This window comes from Burkholderia contaminans, from assembly GCF_029633825.1.
Classification (GTDB): domain Bacteria; phylum Pseudomonadota; class Gammaproteobacteria; order Burkholderiales; family Burkholderiaceae; genus Burkholderia; species Burkholderia contaminans.
On record NZ_CP090641.1, the window covers coordinates 535,556 to 556,092 of the forward strand.

Sequence of the window (20,537 nt, forward strand, 5' to 3'; positions counted from 1 at the left end):
CCCGCACGCTCACTGCGCGTTCGCCGCGGCAGCCGGCGCCGATGCCGGCGCCGGCGTTGCCGCAACCGGCCGCGCGGCCGGGTCGTACTTGCCCGCATACAGCGCATCGCCGTAGCGTTGCGCGATGTCGTCGTACTTCACGCGCGCCGACTGCGCGAACGGCTGACGCGACGAGAACAGCGTGCCGAGCCCGACATGCTCGTACGCGTCGAGAATCTCGTGCCCCACGCGATACAGCTCCGCATTGTGTGCCTGGCAGGTTTTCAGTTGCGTGTCACGGGCGGCGACGTCCTTCTGCAGCTGCGTCTGCTGCGCGTCGCGGGCACGCGACACGGCGAGCAAGTCCTCGTAGGACGACTTGTATTTCGCCAGCGACTTCGCGTCCTGCTCGCGGCCCGCGCGCTCCTGCGCGAGCGCGCGCTTCGCGGCCGCCTCGGCGCCCGAATCGCCGCGCGCGGCCGCCAGTTGCCCCTGCATCGCCTTCAGTTGCGCGAGCGCGTCGTCGCGCTGCTTCTCGGCCGCCGCCTTGTCGCTCTGCAACTGCGCCTGGTTGTCCTGCAGCTGGCGCAGCTCCTGCACGGTCGAGCGCAACTGGCTGCGCAGCTTGTCCTCGATGCTCTGCGCGTGCGCGCCGCCGGTCGCGAGCAGCAGCGTGCCGGTCAAGGCGGCAGCGAGCATCGTGCGTGTGATCGTGTTCATCCGCGGCTCCGGTCAGAAGCGAGCATTGAGCTCGATCTGCAGCACGTCGATCGATACCGGCGGCCCGTACACTTCCTTCGAGCTCAGGTAACGGGCCGACACCCACGTATCGCGTGCGACCGCATACGCGGCGCCGAGCACATAGCCGCGCGCGTTGGTGCCGCCAAGGTGGAAGTCGGGATCGTTGAATGCATCGAGCACGGCGTCCGGCTGCAGGTACTTGTACGCGATCGAGAAGTTCCACTGGCCCTTCTCGCGCGGCTCCGGCTCGCCGAACGTCGCCTTCGCGAGGAAGCCGTTCGGGCCGCTGCGATAGTCGGCGCGCGTCGCGTTCACCGACGTCGAATCGTAGTTGTTGACCGGCAGCGACGCCGCCGCGAACGCCTTGTTGTCGTTGTACGCGAGGTTGCGCACATATTCGCCGTCGAGACGCAGCTTGAAGCGATCGGCCACCACCGTGTCCCACTGTGCCTTCAGGTCGAGCAGCCGGTAGTTGTAGGCCAGGCCGAACAGCTGCGGCTGCGGCGTCATGCCCGGCGCGAGGTTCGGGTTCTGCACGATGTTGCGCAGCGCGATCAGCGTGTTGCCGCCCTGCATGAACGCCGGCGCCTCGTTGTCGGTGCTGCAGCTCGTCGCGCCGAGATACAGCGCGCACGGCGACGACAGCGTGCCGCGCATGTTCTGGAAGTCGTAGTACGCGAGCGCGCCGCGCAGCCGGTTCTTCGCGTCGATCTTCCAGTCGGCGCCGAACTGCGCGCCGAACATCCACTTCGTATCGCTGCCGGCCTTCTCGGTGCTGTTCGACGGGAAGTTCTCGCTCGTGTACTGGATCGGGAACACGCCGAGCGTGCCGAACAGCGTGACGTCCGGATTCCACGGCAGCGCATGGCGCAGGTTCGCGGCGATCCCATCCATCATCAGGTCGTCGGAGAACACGAGATCCGACTTGAAGAACGGATTGTCGAAACGGCCGGCCGTCAGGTTCAGCCACGAGGTCGGCTTGTATGCGAAGAATGCCTTGTTCAGCCAGATGTTCTTCTTCGCGAAACCGCCGCCCGCGGTGGCCGTGGTCGATACGGGCCCGTTGTCGTTGCCGCTCGCGAGCTGGATGCCGGCGATCATCTCGTCGGACAGTGTGGCCGTCACGCCGAGCCGCGCGCGGTAGCGCAGCAGGTTGTTGCGGTTCTCCCGCGTGTTCTGCGTGGGGATCTGCGTGTTGTTCGTGTTCGAGTTGACGTCGAAGCCGCCGCCCTGGTTGATCGCCGCGAAGTTCGTCACGCCGTTCGTGTTGTTGCCGCCGTAGAAGTGATACTCGTCGCGCACGCGCAGGTCGCCGTCGAGCTTGATGCGCGACACCCAGTCGGGGAACGTGTTCGGCTGCGCCCAGTTCTCGGCCTTCGCCTGCGCGATCACTTCCTGCTTCACCTGGTCGCGGATCTGGTCGCGCACGAGTTGCGGCACGTACGGCACCGCGACGTCGCCCGGCTGCGTCGGCGGGTTGACCACGCCGGCCGCCACGACCGGCGCGCCCGATGCGCGGGCCGACCGCGCCTGCACGGCCTCGGTGCGCGCCTCGCTGATCAGCTCGTTCGCGTTCTGCTGCGTGAGCACGCCGCGCTTCACGAGCAGGTTGATCAGGTTGATCACCACGCTTTCCGTCGGCGCGGCTTTCCCCGACGCCGCCTGCGCCTCGAGCGACTGCCCGTGCGCGGCGGACGCGCAGGTCAGCCCGAGCGTCAGCACCGCCGCGCCGACGCGCGACAGGCGCGCGGGTAGCGCGCCGTTGCGAGGCACCCCACCCCGTCCGTTCAAATTCCGAATCATCGAAGCACTCCGAACAATTGTCGTTTCTTTTCCGGCAGCATCCGTACCTCGGCGCCGCCCCATGATTCTTTCGTCGTTTCGCGCGCGCATCGTCATGCCGGCTTGCGCCCCTGAAGCTTGACGAGCACCGGATACGAGGTCGCCGGCGGCGGCACCTCGTCGACCCGGCCGAGCGCTTCGACCGCCGCGACGACGGCCGCATCGATCTTCGCGTCGCCGGTGGACTGCGCGATCGTCACCTTCGTGATTCGCCCCGACGTATCCATCCACAGGTTCAGGCTGCCCGCGAACCGCGCGCCGCCGGCCTCCTGCACGCCCTTGTCCTGCTCGATCGCGCGCTGCAACACGTACACCATGTATTGCGCATAGCTCGCGTTGCCGAACTTGCCGCCCCCGCCGCTGCCGACCATCCCCGAGCCGTCGCCCGCGCCGATGCCGAAGTTGTCCGTGCCCGCCTGCGCATCGGCATTCATCGTCATCTGCTTCGGCTGGTTGTCCGACGGCTTCGGCGCCTCGGACGGCTTCGGCGCGATCGTCGGCCGCTCGACCGGCGTCTTGACCTCTTCCTTGATCTTCTCGGGCGGCGGCTTCTGTTTCGGCGGCGGCGGCGGGGGCGGCGGCGGCAATGGAATCACCGTCGTCACCTGCGGCGCGCTCACGCGCTTCACGCCCGCGGTATCGCCCGCGAAATGCCAGATCAGCGCGGCCACGCCCGCGAGCACCAGCGCGATCGCGACGGGCTTCACGTAGCGGCCGGGGCCCTTGTCCGGCGGGCCGCCGTTGTAGGTCATCTCCATCGCGTCAGCCGCCCTGCTTCGCCTTGCCGGTCACGAGACCGACCTGCGACAGGTCGAGGCGGCGCAGCAGGTCGAGCACGTCCATCACCTTCTGGTACTGCACGCCCGCGTCGCCCTTCAGCACGATCGGAAAATCCGGGCTGGTCGCCTTCTCGGTGCGCAGCCGGCTCTCGAGCTCGTCCATCGTCACCGGGTACGCGTCGAGGAACACCTGCCCCGAATCGGCGACCGTGATCGCCTTCGTCTTCGGTTTCGCGAGGCTCGCGGACGAGCTCGCCTTCGGCAGATCGACCTTGATGCCCTGCACCGACGCGGTCGTCATGATGATGAAGATGATCAGCAGCACGTACGCGAGGTCGAGCATCGGCGTGATGTTGATGTCGTCGTACGGCTTGTCGTCGTCCTGAACCTGCATGGTGGTCTCCTGCGTGCGTCAGTCGGCCAGCACCGCGTGATCGGGCGCGCGGTGGGCTTCGGCGAGGCGCGTGACGAATTCGTCGACGAACACCTGCATGTTCGCGGTCACGTTCTTGTTGCGGATCAGCAGGTAGTTGTAGCCAAACAGCGCGGGGATCGCGACGAACAGGCCCGTGACGGTGGCGAGCAGCGCGGCCGCGATACCCGGTGCGATCGCGTTCACGTTCACGTCGCCGGCCGCGGCGATCGCCGCGAACGTGATCATCACGCCCACCACCGTGCCCAGCAGCCCGAGAAACGGGCCGCCCGAGATCGCGATCGTCAGAAGCACCATCGACTTCGACAGCCGCTGGTTCTCGCGCACGAGCGTCGCGTCCATCGACGCGCGGATCGCCTCGATCGATTCCGACGTGATCACCGTGCGGCCGTTGCTGTCGACGCGGCTGTGGATTTCATGCACGCCGGCCTTGTACAGCCGGTACAGCGACGACTGGTACAGGCGGCGGCCGTCGGCGCTCGCTTCGTCGACATGCGCGAGACCGACCAGGTGGCGCCCGGCCACTTCGCGGAAGCGCTGCACGAAATACTGGTTCGCCTTGTCGACGGTGCCGACGTAGCGCGCCTTCGTCCACATCACGATCCACGACACGAGCGCCATGCCGAGCAGGATCGTGATCACGACCCACGCATCGACGGTCACCGACTGCACGATCACGCCGAAGTAGCCGAAGCCGAAGCCCGACTGCTTCTCGTCGGCGCCGTAGGCGACGAGCTTCGATTCCGAACCTTGTGCGAGCGCATCGACCGCGATCGTGGCCGGCGAGCGCGCGATCTTCGACAGGCGCAGTTCGTCGAGCGCGCCGGCGTAACCGGCGAAGCCCGCCGGTGCGCCGGTGGCATCCGCACCGACGGTTGCGGCGCTGTTCAGCGCGGGCAGCGTCGCCGCGACCTGCGCGGCCTGCTTGCCGTTCACGTAGACGGTGAGGTTCTTGCCGTCGGCCGTGACCGCGAGATACGTCCACTGGTTCGCGGCGACCGGCGATGCGGCCGGCGTGCGTACCGGTGCGGCACCACCCGCGACTTCCGCGAACGGCACGCCGTTGTCGAGGCCGATCAGCAGCGCGTTCGCGCCGTCGCGACGGCTGTACAGCAGCGTGTTCGGCGCGAGCGCCGACGGCTTCACCCATGCGCTGAAGGTGAAGCTGCCGCCGGCCGGCACATTCAGCGACGGGCTCGCCGGCAGCGTCAGCGACCCGCTGCCGTCGAACCGCGCGCCCTTGCCGACGATGCCATCCTCGACCGTCTTGAACGACGCGTTCTGCGCGTGGTTGCCATACGCGGTCAGGTCCTTCGGCGGCGCACCCGCCGCGCCGTTGAAGTGGTACACGAGCGTGTAGTCGGCATCGAACGTCTCGGCCGGCTTGCTGCCGTCCGGCGCCTTCTTGTTGCCGTAGTACATCCAGATCGACTCGGCGGCGCCGGCCGGCATCTTCGGAATGTCGACCCAGATCAGCGCGACGCCGAGTACCGGGTCGTATTGCTCGACGTGGTAGTTCAGCGGCGTCTTGTCGTCGGCGGCGACGAAGCGGATGTCCGCGCCGTTGTCGGCCAGCCCGTCGAACTGGAAGTTGCCCGAGTGCAGGCGAATCAGCAGCGGCACGCGGCCGGCCGATTCCGCGAGGTTCGCGCCTTTCGCGCTCGCGTCGATCGTGATCGCCTTCCGGTACGACCAGTCGTTCTGCCACCATGCGTTCGCGATGCCGGGCAGCACGCCGAGCATCACCGCCAACAGGAAAAACAAGACTCGCTTCACGATCCACTCCCCGAATGTGCGGGCGCCGCGCTCGTCGCATCGCCCCGGCACGATCAAAAAAAATCCGTCAGAACCCCAGCCTTACGTAGAAATCGAACCGCGGGCTGTACTGCCGCGTATAGACGCCCGCCTTCAACGGCCACCCGGCCTCGAAATCCGCGCTCGCGTACTTCATGATCTGCACCCGTGTGCCGACGCCGACACTCATCAGGTTGAAGCGCGACGTCTGCTCCGGCAGCGGGCTCAGCAGCCACAGGTGCGCCGCATCGAAGAACGCGTGGAAACGCCACTCGTTCACGCGGCTGCCGACCGCGCCGCCGAGCCACTTCGCGAGCGACGGGCTGCGCAGCTCGACCGACGCGATCACGCCGCTGTCGGCCGTGTCCTCGGCCTGCATGTAGCCGCGCACGCTGTTCATCCCGCCCGCGGCGAACTGCTCGCTCGACACGAGCGGCGAGTTCGAGATCTGCGCATTCACGTGCGCATTGGCCTGCATGTCGTTCGCGAAGCGCTGCGTGTGGTTGACGTCGAACTTGCCGTACACGAAATCGGGCGTCGCGTTGTAGCGCTTGTTGTCCCATGCGCCCCAGTCGCTGCCGAAGCCGCGGATGTTCGTCGTCAGCGATGCGGAGAACGACGTCTGCGAGTTCTTCAGGCTCAACTGGCCGTTGTACGACAGCGTCACCGGCACGTACGTGAGCGGCGCGGTCGAGCCGGTCTGGCCCGGTATCGACACGTTCTCGTCGAAGTGCTTGCGGTCGATCTCGACGCTGACCGAATGCGCGTAGGTTTCCGTCGCCGGCAACGCGTAGATCGCGGTGAAGCCGTACGTGGTGCCCTTGCCGAGCACGTTGGTGTTCGCGACCGACGCGACGTTGCTGTCCGAATGCACGACCGTCGCGAGGAAGCTCCAGTGCGAATCCTTGATCGGCGCGAGATACGAGAATGCGTAGACGCGCGCGTCGTTCGGATGCTGCGGCGCGAGCACGTAGGTACCGGAAATCACGTGGCCGAGCTGCCACAGATTCGAGTAGCTGAGGTTCGCGGTCGTGCGCAGCGTCGACGTGCCGGGGCTGTTGTCGTTGTTCAGTTCGAGCGAGCCGTGCAGCGGGCTGTGATCGTCGACCTTCAGGTCGACGTCGACCGTCTGCGGCAGCGCACCCGGCTTGAGGATCGGAATCACCTGCCGGTCCGCCGAGCGGTTCAGGTCGGTGAGCTGCTGCTGCGCCTGGTTGAAATCGGGCACCTGGCCCTCGGCCAGCGCGGGCACCGCGTCGCGAATGTTCTGCGGCGAGTTGTATTGCGCGCCGTCGACGCGCAAGCGCCCGACCTTCGCTTCCGTCACCTGCAGCAGGATCACGCCGTTCTTCACCTGCTGCTGCGGCAGCTCGACGACGACCGACTGGTAGCCGCGATCCTGGTACGCCTTCTGCAATGCGTCACGCGCCGCATTCACGTCGGCGAGCGTGCGGCCGGGCCCTTCGAACGGATACACGGCCTTCTCGATCTCGAGCGTCGGCAACGTCGTGTTGCCGCGCACCACGAAGGCATTCACGTCGAACGACTGCGGCGCGGCCGGCGCCGCCTTCGCGGCCGGCGCGGCTTCCTGCGCATGAATCCCCGGCGCGACGCCCAGCCCACCGGCCAGCACGACGCCCGCCAGGCATCGGCAGTTCAGCCGCCATCGTTCGCGTGACTTGCGGTCTACTCTCGGCGGCATGCGCCATTCCCCTTTGTTGTTCCGGATCGACGCAAAGCGCCCCGCGCCAGCCGTTCGCTCCGCTATCAAATGCCTGTTTCACTTTGATGACGATTTATTCGTCATCCTTAGCATGACCTGCGCAATGCTGTTCCGATCACCGCACCGACCTTATCCGTGATGCATCCGCGCCGCCCCCGCATCGACCGCACCGCCGAACTGCGCACACGCGAACTTCACCAGCGTATCGACGCACATCGCAAGCGAAGCACGACCCGCATCGATCTCGAGGTCGGCTGCCACCGGCGGTTCGTACGGTGCCGAAACACCCGTGAACTCCGGCAGCGCGCCACGCCGCGCCTTCGCATACAGCCCCTTCGGATCCCGCGCCTCGCAGCAGTCCAGCGCCGTGCTCACATACACCTCACGGAATCTCGGCCCCACGATCGCTTTCGCTTCGTCGCGCATCGCCGCAAGCGGTGAAATGACCGCGACGATCGCAAGCGCGCCGGATTCGCTCAACAGTGCCGCGACTTCGGCGATGCGCCGCACGTTCTCGAAACGATCCTGCACCGTAAAGCCGAGATCCCGATTCAGCCCCTTCCGCAACCGGTCGCCATCGAGCACCACCGGAAGCATCCATTGGTCGCCCAGTCGCGCGGCCACTGCGTCGGCCAGCGTCGTCTTGCCCGCGCCCGACAGCCCCGTGAGCCACAGCACCCCGCCGGCCCGCCGCGGCGAGGCATCCCACCCTGAGCGAGCCCCATCTATCGATAAGGACGAAACGACACCGGGAAACCCGCAACCAGCGATCTTCATCACGCGTTCTCCACCGTATTCGCGGGTTCGTCGTCCTCACGCGGACGCGTCTGCCAGAAGCCGCCCTGCATCGTCACGATCGACGGTGTCTCGGCCCATTGATGCGGGCTCAGGATTTCGGCGCGCCGCACGTTCGGAAGCACCTGCACGTCGAAGATCTCGTCGACGCCGTTGAAGAACTGAAGGATGCCGAGCACGTCGCCGGTGTTCGCGTCGAGCGCGGCCACCCCGGCGACCAGCACATCCGATTCGCTTTCGATCGGCAACCCCTGCGGGCCGCGTTTGTCACGCAGCTTCGACAGGCCGACGAACAACACGCCGCCGTACTCGGCGAGACCGTGCGTAAAGCCGGGCAGCTTCGCGAGCACACGCCGCGCACCGGACTGCGGATCGATCTGCAGCACGTGGCCGCGGCCGCCTTCGAGCACATGCAGCCGCCCGCCGATCACGCGCGGCGAATGCGGCATCGACAGCCCCGATGCGACGACCCGGCCCGACGGCACCTCCATCACGATGCCGCTGCCGGCCATCCCGCTGCGCCAGCCGAACGGCTCGTTGCTCATGCCGAGCGCGGTCACGAAGCGCACCTTGCCCTCGGCAAACGCCATGCCGTTCAGGTGGCACCGATCGTCCGGTGCGGTTTCCGTCACGAACGGCGGCTGCCAGATCGGCGTGAAGTTGAAATAGCCGTCGATCACGCTGATGCACGAATAGCGCGTGTTGACCGCGAGCAGGACGTGCTTGTCGAACGCCATGTCGTGCAGGTCGAGATCGCCGGTGTAGTAGGACATGCGCGGCACGAACATCGCGTCGTAATGATCGGGGCGAACCGGATAGCGCGGCGCAAGCGTCGACACGTTCGCGAACACCATCAGCTCGTGCATCGTCGCGACCGCGAGCCGGTTGCCGGACACGGCCATCCCCATCGAGCGCGGCAACAGGCACGCGGACAGCGTGGGAACGCCATCGTCAACACCGATCACGGCGACGCCGGACGGACGGCGGCTCACGGCCAGCGAACACTTGAGCGCCTCGAGCACCTGCAGGAAGCGCCCCGTGTCGCGCAGGTTGATGACCGGCGACAACGCTTCCGCCTGCCGTGCCGATGCGTCGTGCACCGGCGCGCCGCTATCGCCGGTCGCCCTGGTTTCCTCGAACTGTTCCACTGTCATGCACCTGTCGGCTTCATGCCGCCTGATGAGAAAAAATGCGCGTATCCGCGTGCCCCCGCGCGCCGGCACGGCGCATCGGGGCCGCTTGCGGCGCACCGAGTCGCAGCTCCCACCTACCTAGACGGAACGAAGCGCGCATTGCCGCAATGTTTTTTGCGTGACGTCGATCGATCCGCCTGCACCGGCAAACGATCGACGCACGCGGCCTGCAATGCGCGCGCAGCCACCCCTCGCGCAAGACTGGCGAGAAGCGGCGCATGACCTTGCGTGGCCCCCGTTTCGTGTACGTGTCGTCGCGTCGCCGGCGTGCGGCGCCCGGCGGTCCGCCGTTGCGCGCGGACGGCCGGCAAACGTGTCGCCGTCTGGCCGGCCGACGCGCAATAGCGCGACGTGCCGGCGAGCAGCCCGACAATCCTCGGGTTTCAACCGGGAAGTTTTTGTGACATTCCGCTGAAGATATTCACGAAATGCTCGCGAAACACGGCAAGCGATCGTCGAGACCGTTTACGCGGCGCCGCGCAATCGCGATGTGCGGCGCGGCAAACCGCCGGCATGCGCGAAATCCTGCGGCTTGCGGCTGCCCGCTTCGTCCTAGCTATTGAGACCAGAACACGTCATCGACAGGACCCTCCATGTCATTCGCCACGATGCTCGTACGGTGGCTCGCCGGGCGATTGTCCGGCGCCGCCGGAATGCCGGGCCGGCCGCTTCCGCCCGCCGCTCATGCCGCGCCGATTCCGCCGCTGCGCTGGCGCGCGCCGTGGCTCGCGTGGCAACTGCTGTCGTGGTTCGTCCTCACCTTGCTCGCGCCGCCGATCTGGATGATCGGCACGCTGCTGCTGATCAATCCGGCGAGCGACCAGCCGCTGTTCTGGGGACTCGCGATGGCGATCGTGCCCGTCGCAAACGGGGTCGCAATCGTCGCGACGAACCAGCGGCATCACCGCATGCCGTTCACGCGGCGCCCGGTCGTCGCGGCACACATGTTCGGCATCGCGATGGCCGTCGGCTGTGCGCTGTTCGTGCTGCTGCTGTGGCGCTCGCACGCAATCGCCAGCCTGGTCGGCCCGCTGGCAAACGACGGCATGCGTCCCGCGACGCTCGCGTGCTGGGTCGCGGGGCTCGCCGCGCTGTTCGGCGTCACGTCATCTGCGCATGCGAGCATCGCGCATGCGTGGCTGGCGTTCGAGGTGTGAGCGCACCGCGCGGACAGACACTGCGGAGGCACGCGGATGCATCGATACGGGACGGGAAGGACGGCGCGCGCGCGGCGCGAACGCGGTATCGCGATCGTGACGGTGCTGCTCGTCGTCGCGCTGGCGGCCACGCTGGCCGCCAGCGTGCTGTGGCGCCAGCAGGTCGCGACGCGCGACGTCGAGAACCAGCGGCTCGCCACGCAGACGATGTGGATCGAGCGCGCCGCGGTCGAATGGGCGCGCGCGACGCTGCGCGCGCAAAGCGCGACGTCGAACGTCACGTTCGTCGGCCAGCCGTGGTCCGCGCCGGTCGCCGACGTACAGCTCTCGGACCTGCTGCCGTCCGACGCGCTGGCGGTCAACGCCGAGCTGTCGCGCGCGTGGATCTCGGGCAGTGTCGAGGACGCGCAGGCGCGCTTCAACCTGACGAACCTCGTGTCGCGCGTGGCGCCCGGCAAGCCGTGGCAGTCCAGCGGCGAAGGCGTGCTGGCGTTCCGGCGCCTGCTCGGCCAGCTGTCGCTCGATCCCGCGCTCGCACAATCGACGGCCGACTACATGCTGCGCTCGCTGCGCGACGCGAACGGCCCTGACGGCTGGCCGCTGCAGCTCGTGTCCGTCGACGATCTCGCGCGCATTCCCGGCTACGACGCGCGCGTGATCGAAGCGATCGCGCCATTCGTGACGATCCTGCCCGACCTGACCGTCGTCAACGCGAACACCGCGGCCGAACCCGTGCTCATCGCCGCGATTCCGCGGCTGTCGCCGAGCCAGGCCAAGCGGCTCGTCGACCGGCGCGCGACTGCCTATTTCGTCAGTACCGGCGACATCGCCGAATACCTGCTGCCGGCGCAGGGCGGCAACCCGACGCTGCCGGACGGCTCGGCCGTCGGCGTGAACAGCGGCTATTTCCTCGTGCATTGCCGCGTGCACTCGGCGCGGATCAACACGCGCATCGACACGCTGATCGCGCGCTACGGCAGCGGCAATTTCGCGTGGACGTCGGTCATCTGGGTGCGACGGCTCACGAGTTGAAGCCGACGGGCCGGCGGCACGCTAGACCCGCGACAACTCGCCCAACCCGACCGCACGCACGCCCTGCGGCGTCACCGCCGCATCGAACGACAGCCGCGTGAAGCTCGTCTCGCGCACTTCGCCGAGCAGCCGGTTCCAGTCGTCGATCGACACGAGCAGCGCGATCGGCCGGTTGTACTTGGTCACCATCACGAGCGCCTCGCCCGCATGCCGCAGCGCCTTCGACGGGTTGCTGCTGAAGTCGCGCGTCGCCATCGCGATCGTGCGCAGGCTGAACACGTTGGCGGCCGGATCGTCGCCGTCGTCGTGCATCAGGCGCTCGAGCGTCGCCGCGCGCAGCAGCGCCTGCGACTTCGCGGACAGCCGGTTGTCGCGGCGCCGACGCCGCTCGCTGCGCGGGTCGACGTGCACGGCGAGCATCCGCACGATCTGGCCGAGCGTCGTCGCGGGCAGCTGGTCGTAACGCTGCCACCAGTCGGGCGGCAGCGCGATCATCATGCCCGCGTAGGTCGCCGTCACGCCGTCGGCGATCAGCGACGGCAAGCGGTCGACGTCACGCGCGTCGAGATCGAGCGCACCGCCGACGACGCGCGTCATCACGCTGAACGCGTTGTAGGCAAACGCGGCGATCCCGCTCGCCAGCAGCGCCGCGCGCGCGGGCACGGCGCCGAGCGGCGCGCCGCCCGTGACGGGCTCGAGCGCCAGCGGCAGCGCGTCGCGCCAGCGCCGGCAAGACAGCGCCACGACCTGCGGTGCGTCGAACCGCTCGGCCGGCAGATCGGTCAACAGCGTGACGACTTCGCCGGGCGCCTCCGCGCGGTGCCATTCGATGCGCCGAAACGCGCCCGACACGCCGCCTTCGCCGACCATCCCTACGGGTTGTTCGCGCAGCCGCCCGTCGCCGAACACGCCGCCCTCCTGCCAGTCGCCAAGCGGCCGGCACGCGGCCGAGCGGCCGTATTCACGCAGCACGAACGCGCCGCCGCGGCGCGGCCAGCCGGAAAGGAGCGCGTCCGTATCGAAGCGCCCATCGACGATCCACAGCTCGCCGGGCCGCACCGTTTCGAGCAGCGCGCCGACGAACGCACGCTCGTGCGTCCGGCCACGCTCGCAAGGCAGCAAGTCGACGATCATCCCGAGCTCCGGATCGTAGACCGGCAGGACGCGCGCACCGCCCGCCGCCGCATCACGCGCGGGTCGTCGCACGCGCGCCCGCAGTCGCATCCGCCGGCCTGGGGCGCGCAAGCCTCGCCGGTACCGTCCAGCACGCGCAGCCGCATCCCGTCGACTGCATGCGCGCCGTCGGCGTTGTGCGCCGACGCGACCGGCAGCAGCAGTTCGACACTGTCCTTTGCCAGCGCACGCCCCCAGCCGGCACGCCAGCGGCTCATGCAATCGTGCAGTGCCGTCACCGCCGCGCCGAACCCGGGCGTAGCGGCCACGCCGGCATCCGGCATCCGCTGCCACGCGGCAATCGACGCGATCGCGTCGACGGCGAGCGCAAACAGCGCCTCGCGGATCGACTCTCCGTCGGGCTCGTCGCCGGCGTCCGCCGCGGCGCCGATCCAGTCGTCGTGCAGCGCGCATTGCAGCACGAGCCGCGCCATGATCGTCATCGGGCTCTGCTCGACAAAGCGTTCCACGATCGTGCGCATCATCGGATTACCCCACACTGTCTGGTTGATCGCACGCGCCGCCGCAACGGCATGCGCACGCGTGCGTCGCGATACGTTCGCACTTGACGGGTTGCCCGCGACGCCGCAGCATCGTGGGCGACCGGACCCGCGCGACGGCGCGCCGCCGCGGCGGTCCGCCCGCAATCGATGCACGAGGCACCGGCATGTACGTAGATCCCCGCGTGGCCCATGGCCGCGCCCGGTTCGACCTGAGCGGCTCGCCGCGGCTCGTCGCCGACGAGCGCCGCTGGGAAATCAGCGACGTCGTCACGCGCGGCCTCGACGATTTCACCGGCGTTCGCAACCGCCGCAGCCTGATGCGCCTGCTCGAACGCCAGATCGCGCCGAAGCTCGCGCGCCTCGGGCTCGAGCCGTACGTCGGTGCGCTCGGTCATGCCGAAGGGTTGTTCGTCAACTTCTCGACGATGAGCGCCGAGCACGGCCTGCGCGAATTCCAGCTTCAGCTGACGGTGCCCGACCTCGTGCTGCGCAGCTTCGCGTCGAACGTGATCCGGCCGCACGCGGTCGCACGCTGCATGCAGCGCAACGGCGTGATGTCGCTCGCGGAAATCGAGCATGAAACGCGCATCGCGTTCGTCGCGGCGCGCGTGATGCGCTCGCTGGCCCTCGCGGAAGGCTGGCAGCAGATCGGCGTGCCGACGCCGCTCGGGCTGTTCGTCGGCGCGCTGACCGACGCGCACGACGTCGCGATGAACACCTATTTCCGGCCCGGCGACAACGACCGTCCGTCGCGCTGGAGCGGCTTCTCGGCCCTCTTCTCGTCGATGCCGGACTGGCGGCCGGAACAGGTCCGGCACGGCGGCGATCTGCTGCAATGGATGGTCAACCATATCGTGGCCCTGCAAGAATCCGCACCGTTCGTGGAACGCTTTCCCTTTCTGCGCGAGCCGCTGCGCGATGCCGGCGATCCGCTCGACGCCGCCTGGAACGGCGCACGCGCCGGCCTGCAGCCCGGGGCGCCATCCTGAATCCCGGGTCGTGAATCCGGGCCTGCATGACGCGGCCGGCACATCGGCGCCACACGCCCGCTGCCGTGCGTGCACGGTGATCCGGGGGCCCGTTCAGGCCCCCGTTCCCCGGTCTCCGCGCTACAGCCCCTCCGCACAGCCCCCTCGCTCTCTCATATACAAGGTCGAAGCGGGCCCGCATAACCCGCAGACTTTCTTGCAACGCCCGTGCGCCGCCGCGCGAACGCGAATGCGCACCATGGCAGTGCAGTGCGCGCGCAAAGCGGCCTCATCAATGCGTACGCGTCGACCCGCCCGGCTCCGGGCGGCCGACCGTCTCCAGCACGGCCCACATCCAGATCAGCTCGCGGACCGTGCGCGCATGCTCGTCGCTCTGCGCGCGCCAGCATGCAAAAGCGTCCAGTTCCTGTTGCGTCGTGTCGCCGGTGCGCAGCCACAGCAACCAGCGCACCGCGCCCTCGCGGATCGCATCGGCGCGCGTATTCGCGTCGCCGGGATCCTTGTCCCGTTGCGATTCGTTCATGATCACGCCACCGCCCGAAGCTCCATCGACACACATCCCCCGCGCCGCGCATCGCTGCACGGCCGGGGCGCTTGCCACCCACGCCTCGGGTCCGACGACGTCACACCGGGCCGCCATGACGGACGGCCCGGCGTTTGCCGGCCCTCATTGATCAAGTCGTATCGGACGGCCGTAACCCGCAGTGCGCGGACAGCCGCAAGCGCCGCGAACGCATCGCCGGCGGAAAGGAGAACGGGAAGTAAAGCGTGGGGAGCCGGTCAGCTCAGCAGCACGATGTTGCCCGGCAGGCGCGTGATGTGCGCGCCATACAGGCGGCCGACCATGTCGATCACGTCGTCGAGCCGCGTGATCGGGAACTGCGCCTGCATCCGGTTTTCGCCGAGCGACGCGCTGCGCAGGATGACCTTGCCGCGCCGGTAGCGGTTGATCTCGTCGACGACATCGGCGAGCGGCACGCCGTTGAACACCAGCATCCCGCGCCGCCATGCGCTGACCGCGCCCGGATCGATCCGCGACACGGGCTGCACGCCGCGATCGTCGTAGACGACCTGATCGTCAGCCGTCAGCGTGCGCGCACCGCGCGGATGCTCGAGCGCGACCGTGCCGGAGAGGCAGGTCACGCAGACCTGCGAACCGGTGCGCCGCACGTTGAAGCGCGCGACCGTCGCCTGCATGCGGCCGCCGCCGGCCACCACGGTGACGGGCTGGATCGGCGTCGCGCGATCGGCCGGCGGCGCGGCTGCGTCGATCTCCGCCTCTCCGGCGACGACTTCGACGCCGTGCGCGGCGTCGCTCGCGGCCAGCACGTCGAGACGCGTCTGCGTATTCAGCGCGACCGTCACGCGCGACGACAGCGCGACGCTGCGCTGCTCGCCGGTGCCCGTGTGGTAATCGGCCGCGAGATCGCCGAGCGAAGGCCACAGCTGCATCGGCGGCCGCACGGCAAGCCACGACGCGCCGGCCGCCACCGCGAAGCCGATGAACGCGCGCCGCCCGGTGCGCATCGTGCGCTCGCGCCTTGCCACGTTTGCCCAGGCAGCGGCCGCGCGTTCCTCGTGTGCGAGTTCGGTCGCCGCCGTGCGCAGCGCGCTCCAGGTATCACGCAGCAGATCGGCGGCTTGCGGACGATCGGCGCACCAGCGCTCGAACGCATCGGCTTCGGCCTGGCTCGCGTCTCCCGAGCGCAGACGCAGCAGCCACGCACTCGCTTCGTCGAGTTCGTCGTGGGCAGGTTCGGCCTGGGCTTTCGTCATCGTCCTGATGCTCAAAATTTACGCGGGCCGCCTCGCGTGCCCGAGTACGGATCGCCGTCTTCCTGCATGCGCTGCAGGCAGTACTTCATTGCCGCACTCAGCTCGCTTTCCACGAGCCGCAGCGAAATGCCGAATTGCTCGGCGATCTCGCGGTTCAGCAGGCCGTCCACACGGGCGGCCAGCAGGATCGCGCGGCGCCGCGGCGGCAGGCCGCGCAGCACGTCCTTCAACGTCTCGACCTTGCGGCGCGCCGCGACGATGCGCTCGGGATCGGCCAGTTCGTCGGGCATCTCGAGCAGCGTCTCGACATCGTCGTCGTGCAGATGCCGGCGTTCGCGGCGATGCTGGTCGATCGCGACATTGTTCGCCATCCCGAGTATATAGGCGTCCGCGTTCGTCACCTGCGTGGAGACGTTCGCGTTCTCGAGACGCAGCCACGTCTCGTGCAGCGCGTCGGCGGCGCCGTCCTTCGACCCGGTCACGCGCTCGAGGCGCCTGACGAGGTACGCGTAGCGCGTCGCCAGCAGATTCCGGAGCCCGGAGCGGTTGCTGTCGGACATGACGGCCTAGCCCCGGACGGCCGGCTGCGGCGCCGGACAGCGGAAATGCACGCCGTTGCCGGCCGGCCGCAGCAGGATCGTGACCGGCTGCGGCAGGTCCGCCGGCGGCGCGTCGTCCAGCTTCAATGCGCGCAGCGCGCGCATCACCGCCGCGTCGCGGGCGGCCGAACCGCTCGATGCCACCATGTTGACCGCCACCACCGCCCCCCTGTTGTCGATGCGCACCTGCGCGACGAGTCGATAGCTGCCCGGCACCGCTGCCGGCTGCGCACACAGCGCATCAATCAGATGCGCCTGCAGCAGGCCCGCGAACGCGCGCCGATCGCCGGAATCGCCGACCCCGTCGATCGGCAAGGCCGCATCCGCCGGCGTGTCGGCCGTCGCGGGCGCCTGCTCGGCGGCCGGCTGCGCGACGATGATCGCTTCGTCCGGGCGCGAGAATTCCGCACGCAACCCCGTTCCGGCCAGCATCCGCTCGAGCGCGGCGCGCGGCACGAATTCGCCCTGGACAGGCGCACTCGTGCGCCCGTCGAGCAGTGGCGCGGGCGCCAGCACGATCAGCTCGGTGAGCCGCGCGAAGTCCTGCAACGTCTTCGCGAGCGGCTGCGCGGGCAGATCGAAATGCACCACGCTACCCGGCTGGCGGACGATGGAACCGGTCTCCTGCGCGTGTATGCCGTGCATGCACGGCACGACGAACGCCAGCCACGCGACGAGCGCCAGGACACCGGTCGGCGCCCGTGAACGAGTCATGAATCCCTGGACGGAAGTGGAGTTGCACGTTGCCGGCGAAACGCGCCCCCCCGTGAGCGGTTCCGCAGCAAACGAACGTCAGATTGTGAGCGGGCACTATGACAGTCCGGTGAAGCGTGCAGCGATGCGATTCAATCGCGGCGTGTTCCCACATTGCGGGCATGCCAGGCGCCGAACGTCGCTCACGGCCGGCGCACGACGAAGTTGCCGATGCCCGTGCCGACCACGGCCATCCGCACGTCGCCGGACCACAGCGTGATCGTCACGGGCACGTCGATGCCTTCACTGCCGAGCACGACGCGCGACGGCACTTCGCCGCCGCCGGTGTACCGCACCGACACGCCCGTCACTTCCGCGCCCCAGCGGCGTGCGCGATACAGGTCGTCGGTCATCGGCGCCCACGTGCCGCTTTCGGTGCGCTGCACGAAGCGATAGCCGCCGCCCACCGTCTGCCACGCGATCGGAATCGACCGCACCTGCGCTTCGTCGCCGGCCGATTCGAGCAGGTTCGCCAGGCGCTGGGCCTCCTCCGCCAGATCGGTGCGTCGATTGCGCGACGGCGCGAGCGTCACGACCGCGACCAGCAATCCAACGATCACGAGCACGACGAGCATCTCCAGCAGCGTGAAACCCGCCGCCGTGCGATGCGCGGTGAGCGCGCGCCGTCCGCGACTGTTCAGGATGCGCATTATTTCGTCACTGCCACGAGCCGATGTCCGCATCGTTCCCCTCGCCACCCGGTTTGCCGTCCGCGCCGTAGCTGAACACGTCGATCGCGCCGTGCGCGCCCGGGTTCAGGTATTGATACGCGTTGCCCCACGGATCCTTCGGCAACCGCTCCAGATAGCCGCCGTCCTTCCAGTTGTTCGGCACCGGATCGGTTGCCGGCTTCTGGACCAGCGCGGTCAGCCCCTGCTCCTGCGACGGATAGCGGCCGTTGTCGAGGCGATACAGGTTCAACGACTGCATCATCGTGCCGATGTCCTGCTTCGCGGCGATGCGGCGCGCCTCGTCCGGGCGGCTCATGATCTTCGGCACGATCAGCGCCGCGAGAATCCCCAGGATCGCGACCACCACCATGATCTCGATCAGCGTGAAGCCGCGTTGCGTGTGTCCTCCCGCGTGGCCGGCGTATCGCGTTCGGGTTTCGTTGGGCCCCGTCATCATGCATTCACCCTCGCAACAAAGAATGGAAAACATCTTCTGTTCAGCGCACCGACCTGTCGCCATGAAACCGTTCGACCTGCTTCGCATCGCGCCGTCGCGCGCCGATCTCGTTCCACTCGCCGCGACGCTCGCTGCCGCGGCCGCACTCGTGACTGTGTCGCTGTGGGCCGTGCGCGTGCTGAGCGCTGCCGATGCGCCGGTCGCGACGCTTGCACCGCCGCCCGCGCCGATCGACGTTGCCGCCGGCACGCGGCTGTTCGGTGCAAAACCCGACGACGGCCGCGATGCCATCCAGCTGCTCGGCGTGCTCGCCTTCGATGCGCGCCGTGCGGCCGCGATCGTCAGCGTCGGCGGCGACGCGTCGCGCGTCGTGTCACTCGGCGCGGCAATCGGCGAAGCCGCGAAACTGGCCGAGGTTCGCGCACGCTCGATCGTCGTCGACCGCAACGGGCTGCATCGCGAGATCGCGCTGCCCGCCGCGGAGAAAACCAACGCATACGTGCGCTGAGCCCCGCATCACTGCACCATGTTGTTCAGCTCGATGATCGGCATCATCACCGCCAGCACGATCACGAGCACCACGCCGCCCATCGCGAGAATCAGCAGCGGTTCGAGCAGGCTCGTCAGGAACATCGTGCGGCGCTCCAGCTCGCGCGATTCGCCTTCGGATGCGCGATCGAGCATCGTCGTCACGTCGCCCGTCGCCTCGCCCGAACGGATCAGGTGCACGAGCACCGGCGGAAACGTCTTCGTATGCGCCAGCGCGCGTGACAGTGCCGAGCCCTCGCGCACGCGGACGATCGCATCGTCGACGTTCGCGCGCATCGCACGGTTCGACAACGTCTCGCCGGCCGCCTGCAGCGCGCGCAGGATCGGTACGCCGGCCGCCGTGAGGATGCCGAGCGTGCTCGCGAAACGCACCGTGTTGTAGCCGCGTACGAGCTTGCCGGCGAGCGGCGCGGTCAGCACCCACGTGTCGAACCTGAGCCGCGGCGCATCGCGCGACAGCACCTTGCGGATCGCATAGACGATCGCGACCATCGCCGCGAGCGACGCCCACCACCAGTGCCGCACGAAGTCAGACAGCGCGAGCATCACGACCGTCAGCGTCGGCAGCTGCTGCTTCGTGCTGGTGAACACGTTCGCGACCTGCGGCACGACGTAGCTCAGCAGGAACGTGACAATGCCGAACGCGATCAGCGTGACAATGCCCGGATACGTGAACGCGAGCAGGATCTTTTGTTTCAGCGCGTTGCTTTGTTCGATGTAGTCGGCCAGGCGCGACAGCACGATGCCGAGCTTGCCGGTGTGCTCGCCGGCCGCGACGAGCGCGCGGTAGATTTCCGGAAAATCGCGCGGATGCTGGCTCAGCGCGTTCGCGAACGAATGGCCGCCGACGACTTCCGCGCGGATCGACGCCATCAGCTCGCGCACGTAGTCGCGCTCGGCCTGCTCGCTCAGCACCGACAGCGATTCGTCAAGCGGCAGCCCCGCGACCAGCAGGCTCGCGAGCTGGCGCGTGATGATCGCCTGCTCGCGCTGCGACAGCTTGCGGCCGAGCGACAGGCGTTGATGACGTTCGCCGTGCAGGCGCTGCGCGGCCAGCTCGACGATCAGCGGCGTGAGACCTTGCGTGCGCAGATGGCTGCGGCCTGCGCGCGCGCTGTCGGCTTCGAGCACGCCTTTCAGCGTGCGGCCGGTGGGATCGATCGCTTCGTAGCGGAATGCCGACATGTCAGTGCCCTCGTGTCACGCGTGCGACTTTTTCGGCGACGGCGCGCAATGTGCCGGACGGAGTCGCCGGGGAAGACTACGGAGCGAACCAGCGCAGATTTGTGACGGATGTTGGGCTACCTTTTTGGGCGGGGTTTATTACGTCTCGTCGTTATTGTTATAACTTAAAAACGATTTCATTTTTATTCACCAAATCAATCGGCCGCAATTAAATACACACGATTTTCGCCAACCGCCCATTTGCTGACTCACCCGCCAAACGGAAGCAATACATCAAAGACACATGTATTCATCGGCGCGCGGAATGTTCCGTAACATCCGCCACAAAACCGTCTTGAAGTTGGGATAGCGCTGCGCATGGCTCAGATACGAAGCCAATGGTTCCAGCCACGCATGACGCAGGCTCCCGCGCAT

Annotated in this window: 21 protein-coding genes; 4 read left to right on the top strand and 17 right to left on the bottom strand. The window is 68.2% G+C overall.

The annotated features are described in order from the left end of the window. Nucleotides 1-9: 9 nt before the first annotated feature. The 8 genes from LXE91_RS20155 to LXE91_RS20190 form a co-directional block, all read right to left on the bottom strand. A complete protein-coding gene (locus LXE91_RS20155; RefSeq protein ID WP_039344068.1) occupies nucleotides 10-699 on the bottom strand; it encodes a hypothetical protein in 690 nt (229 codons plus the stop codon). A gap of 12 nt (nucleotides 700-711) precedes the next feature. Beyond that, on the bottom strand, nucleotides 712-2,523 hold the full coding sequence (locus LXE91_RS20160) for a putative porin (RefSeq protein ID WP_039344066.1): 1,812 nt from the start codon (nucleotides 2,521-2,523) through the stop codon (nucleotides 712-714). Between the two features lie 92 nt (nucleotides 2,524-2,615). Further along, entirely contained in the window at nucleotides 2,616-3,320 is a 705-nt protein-coding gene (locus LXE91_RS20165) for a TonB family protein (protein ID WP_052760192.1), read from the bottom strand. Nucleotides 3,321-3,324: 4 nt separating this feature from the next. Beyond that, nucleotides 3,325-3,735: an ExbD/TolR family protein gene (locus LXE91_RS20170; RefSeq protein WP_021161942.1), complete on the bottom strand. Its 411-nt coding sequence runs from the start codon at nucleotides 3,733-3,735 to the stop codon at nucleotides 3,325-3,327. 18 nt (nucleotides 3,736-3,753) lie between these two features. Continuing rightward, entirely contained in the window at nucleotides 3,754-5,550 is a 1,797-nt protein-coding gene (locus tag LXE91_RS20175) for a DUF2341 domain-containing protein (protein WP_039344191.1), read from the bottom strand. Nucleotides 5,551-5,617: 67 nt separating this feature from the next. Then, on the bottom strand, nucleotides 5,618-7,270 hold the full coding sequence (locus LXE91_RS20180) for a ShlB/FhaC/HecB family hemolysin secretion/activation protein (protein WP_052760193.1): 1,653 nt from the start codon (nucleotides 7,268-7,270) through the stop codon (nucleotides 5,618-5,620). A 150-nt stretch (nucleotides 7,271-7,420) separates the two neighbouring features. Beyond that, nucleotides 7,421-8,071 (bottom strand): adenylyl-sulfate kinase, encoded by a 651-nt coding sequence (gene cysC / locus LXE91_RS20185; RefSeq protein WP_039344064.1) that lies wholly within the window; start codon nucleotides 8,069-8,071, stop codon nucleotides 7,421-7,423. Continuing rightward, the gene (locus LXE91_RS20190; protein WP_039344062.1) at nucleotides 8,068-9,240 is read right to left on the bottom strand and encodes a TIGR03032 family protein; all 1,173 of its coding nucleotides are present in this window, start codon (nucleotides 9,238-9,240) and stop codon (nucleotides 8,068-8,070) included. Before LXE91_RS20190 ends, cysC begins: the two co-directional genes overlap by 4 nt. 632 nt (nucleotides 9,241-9,872) lie before the next feature. Between LXE91_RS20190 and LXE91_RS20195 the strand changes: the two genes are divergently transcribed. Both LXE91_RS20195 and gspK read left to right on the top strand, forming a co-directional pair. Continuing rightward, entirely contained in the window at nucleotides 9,873-10,436 is a 564-nt protein-coding gene (locus LXE91_RS20195; protein WP_039344060.1) for a hypothetical protein, read from the top strand. Between the two features lie 36 nt (nucleotides 10,437-10,472). Beyond that, nucleotides 10,473-11,468: a type II secretion system minor pseudopilin GspK gene (gene gspK, locus LXE91_RS20200; RefSeq protein WP_039344058.1), complete on the top strand. Its 996-nt coding sequence runs from the start codon at nucleotides 10,473-10,475 to the stop codon at nucleotides 11,466-11,468. 21 nt (nucleotides 11,469-11,489) lie between these two features. Here the strand turns inward: gspK and LXE91_RS20205 are convergent, their stop codons facing one another. After that, on the bottom strand, nucleotides 11,490-12,602 hold the full coding sequence (locus tag LXE91_RS20205) for a hypothetical protein (protein WP_278068157.1): 1,113 nt from the start codon (nucleotides 12,600-12,602) through the stop codon (nucleotides 11,490-11,492). Next, complete coding sequence (locus LXE91_RS20210; protein WP_278068158.1) at nucleotides 12,599-13,126, bottom strand: hypothetical protein; 528 nt, start codon at nucleotides 13,124-13,126, stop codon at nucleotides 12,599-12,601. Before LXE91_RS20210 ends, LXE91_RS20205 begins: the two co-directional genes overlap by 4 nt. A 182-nt stretch (nucleotides 13,127-13,308) precedes the next feature. Here LXE91_RS20210 and LXE91_RS20215 point away from each other — a divergent pair, with 182 nt between their 5' ends. Next, the gene (locus tag LXE91_RS20215; protein ID WP_039344187.1) at nucleotides 13,309-14,133 is read left to right on the top strand and encodes a hypothetical protein; all 825 of its coding nucleotides are present in this window, start codon (nucleotides 13,309-13,311) and stop codon (nucleotides 14,131-14,133) included. Nucleotides 14,134-14,404: 271 nt separating this feature from the next. Here the strand turns inward: LXE91_RS20215 and LXE91_RS20220 are convergent, their stop codons facing one another. The 6 genes from LXE91_RS20220 to gspG all read right to left on the bottom strand — a co-directional run bounded on the left by LXE91_RS20220 (nucleotide 14,405) and on the right by gspG (nucleotide 18,386). Further along, entirely contained in the window at nucleotides 14,405-14,656 is a 252-nt protein-coding gene (locus LXE91_RS20220; protein ID WP_223274306.1) for a FecR/PupR family sigma factor regulator, read from the bottom strand. Nucleotides 14,657-14,913: 257 nt separating this feature from the next. Further along, nucleotides 14,914-15,909 carry a FecR family protein gene (locus LXE91_RS20225; protein ID WP_039344054.1) on the bottom strand — a complete coding sequence of 332 codons (996 nt, stop codon included), beginning with the start codon at nucleotides 15,907-15,909 and terminating at the stop codon, nucleotides 14,914-14,916. An 11-nt stretch (nucleotides 15,910-15,920) separates the two neighbouring features. Further along, the gene (locus tag LXE91_RS20230) at nucleotides 15,921-16,469 is read right to left on the bottom strand and encodes an RNA polymerase sigma factor (RefSeq protein ID WP_039344052.1); all 549 of its coding nucleotides are present in this window, start codon (nucleotides 16,467-16,469) and stop codon (nucleotides 15,921-15,923) included. Nucleotides 16,470-16,475: 6 nt separating this feature from the next. Then, nucleotides 16,476-17,222 carry a TonB C-terminal domain-containing protein gene (locus LXE91_RS20235; protein ID WP_039344050.1) on the bottom strand — a complete coding sequence of 249 codons (747 nt, stop codon included), beginning with the start codon at nucleotides 17,220-17,222 and terminating at the stop codon, nucleotides 16,476-16,478. A gap of 182 nt (nucleotides 17,223-17,404) precedes the next feature. After that, entirely contained in the window at nucleotides 17,405-17,911 is a 507-nt protein-coding gene (locus LXE91_RS20240; protein ID WP_046196534.1) for a GspH/FimT family pseudopilin, read from the bottom strand. A gap of 7 nt (nucleotides 17,912-17,918) precedes the next feature. Next, the gene (gene gspG / locus LXE91_RS20245; protein WP_046196550.1) at nucleotides 17,919-18,386 is read right to left on the bottom strand and encodes a type II secretion system major pseudopilin GspG; all 468 of its coding nucleotides are present in this window, start codon (nucleotides 18,384-18,386) and stop codon (nucleotides 17,919-17,921) included. Between the two features lie 64 nt (nucleotides 18,387-18,450). Between gspG and LXE91_RS20250 the strand changes: the two genes are divergently transcribed. Next, on the top strand, nucleotides 18,451-18,897 hold the full coding sequence (locus LXE91_RS20250; protein ID WP_039344048.1) for a general secretion pathway protein GspC: 447 nt from the start codon (nucleotides 18,451-18,453) through the stop codon (nucleotides 18,895-18,897). Between the two features lie 8 nt (nucleotides 18,898-18,905). Here the strand turns inward: LXE91_RS20250 and gspF are convergent, their stop codons facing one another. Next, on the bottom strand, nucleotides 18,906-20,123 hold the full coding sequence (gspF, locus tag LXE91_RS20255) for a type II secretion system inner membrane protein GspF (protein WP_039344047.1): 1,218 nt from the start codon (nucleotides 20,121-20,123) through the stop codon (nucleotides 18,906-18,908). Nucleotides 20,124-20,537 lie beyond the last annotated feature (414 nt).

Bases quoted from the DNA above. Each gene is read 5' to 3' on its own strand.
- LXE91_RS20155 (WP_039344068.1), bottom strand. From the start codon at position 699: ATGAACACGATCACACGCACGATGCTCGCTGCCGCCTTGACCGGCACG.
- LXE91_RS20160 (WP_039344066.1), bottom strand. From the start codon at position 2,523: ATGATTCGGAATTTGAACGGACGGGGTGGGGTGCCTCGCAACGGCGCG.
- LXE91_RS20165 (WP_052760192.1), bottom strand. From the start codon at position 3,320: ATGGAGATGACCTACAACGGCGGCCCGCCGGACAAGGGCCCCGGCCGC.
- LXE91_RS20170 (WP_021161942.1), bottom strand. From the start codon at position 3,735: ATGCAGGTTCAGGACGACGACAAGCCGTACGACGACATCAACATCACG.
- LXE91_RS20180 (WP_052760193.1), bottom strand. From the start codon at position 7,270: ATGCCGCCGAGAGTAGACCGCAAGTCACGCGAACGATGGCGGCTGAAC.
- LXE91_RS20190 (WP_039344062.1), bottom strand. From the start codon at position 9,240: ATGACAGTGGAACAGTTCGAGGAAACCAGGGCGACCGGCGATAGCGGC.
- LXE91_RS20195 (WP_039344060.1), top strand. From the start codon at position 9,873: ATGTCATTCGCCACGATGCTCGTACGGTGGCTCGCCGGGCGATTGTCC.
- gspK (WP_039344058.1), top strand. From the start codon at position 10,473: ATGCATCGATACGGGACGGGAAGGACGGCGCGCGCGCGGCGCGAACGC.
- LXE91_RS20205 (WP_278068157.1), bottom strand. From the start codon at position 12,602: ATGATCGTCGACTTGCTGCCTTGCGAGCGTGGCCGGACGCACGAGCGT.
- LXE91_RS20210 (WP_278068158.1), bottom strand. From the start codon at position 13,126: ATGATGCGCACGATCGTGGAACGCTTTGTCGAGCAGAGCCCGATGACG.
- LXE91_RS20215 (WP_039344187.1), top strand. From the start codon at position 13,309: ATGTACGTAGATCCCCGCGTGGCCCATGGCCGCGCCCGGTTCGACCTG.
- LXE91_RS20220 (WP_223274306.1), bottom strand. From the start codon at position 14,656: ATGAACGAATCGCAACGGGACAAGGATCCCGGCGACGCGAATACGCGC.
- LXE91_RS20225 (WP_039344054.1), bottom strand. From the start codon at position 15,909: ATGACGAAAGCCCAGGCCGAACCTGCCCACGACGAACTCGACGAAGCG.
- LXE91_RS20230 (WP_039344052.1), bottom strand. From the start codon at position 16,469: ATGTCCGACAGCAACCGCTCCGGGCTCCGGAATCTGCTGGCGACGCGC.
- LXE91_RS20235 (WP_039344050.1), bottom strand. From the start codon at position 17,222: ATGACTCGTTCACGGGCGCCGACCGGTGTCCTGGCGCTCGTCGCGTGG.
- LXE91_RS20240 (WP_046196534.1), bottom strand. From the start codon at position 17,911: ATGCGCATCCTGAACAGTCGCGGACGGCGCGCGCTCACCGCGCATCGC.
- gspG (WP_046196550.1), bottom strand. From the start codon at position 18,386: ATGACGGGGCCCAACGAAACCCGAACGCGATACGCCGGCCACGCGGGA.
- LXE91_RS20250 (WP_039344048.1), top strand. From the start codon at position 18,451: ATGAAACCGTTCGACCTGCTTCGCATCGCGCCGTCGCGCGCCGATCTC.
- gspF (WP_039344047.1), bottom strand. From the start codon at position 20,123: ATGTCGGCATTCCGCTACGAAGCGATCGATCCCACCGGCCGCACGCTG.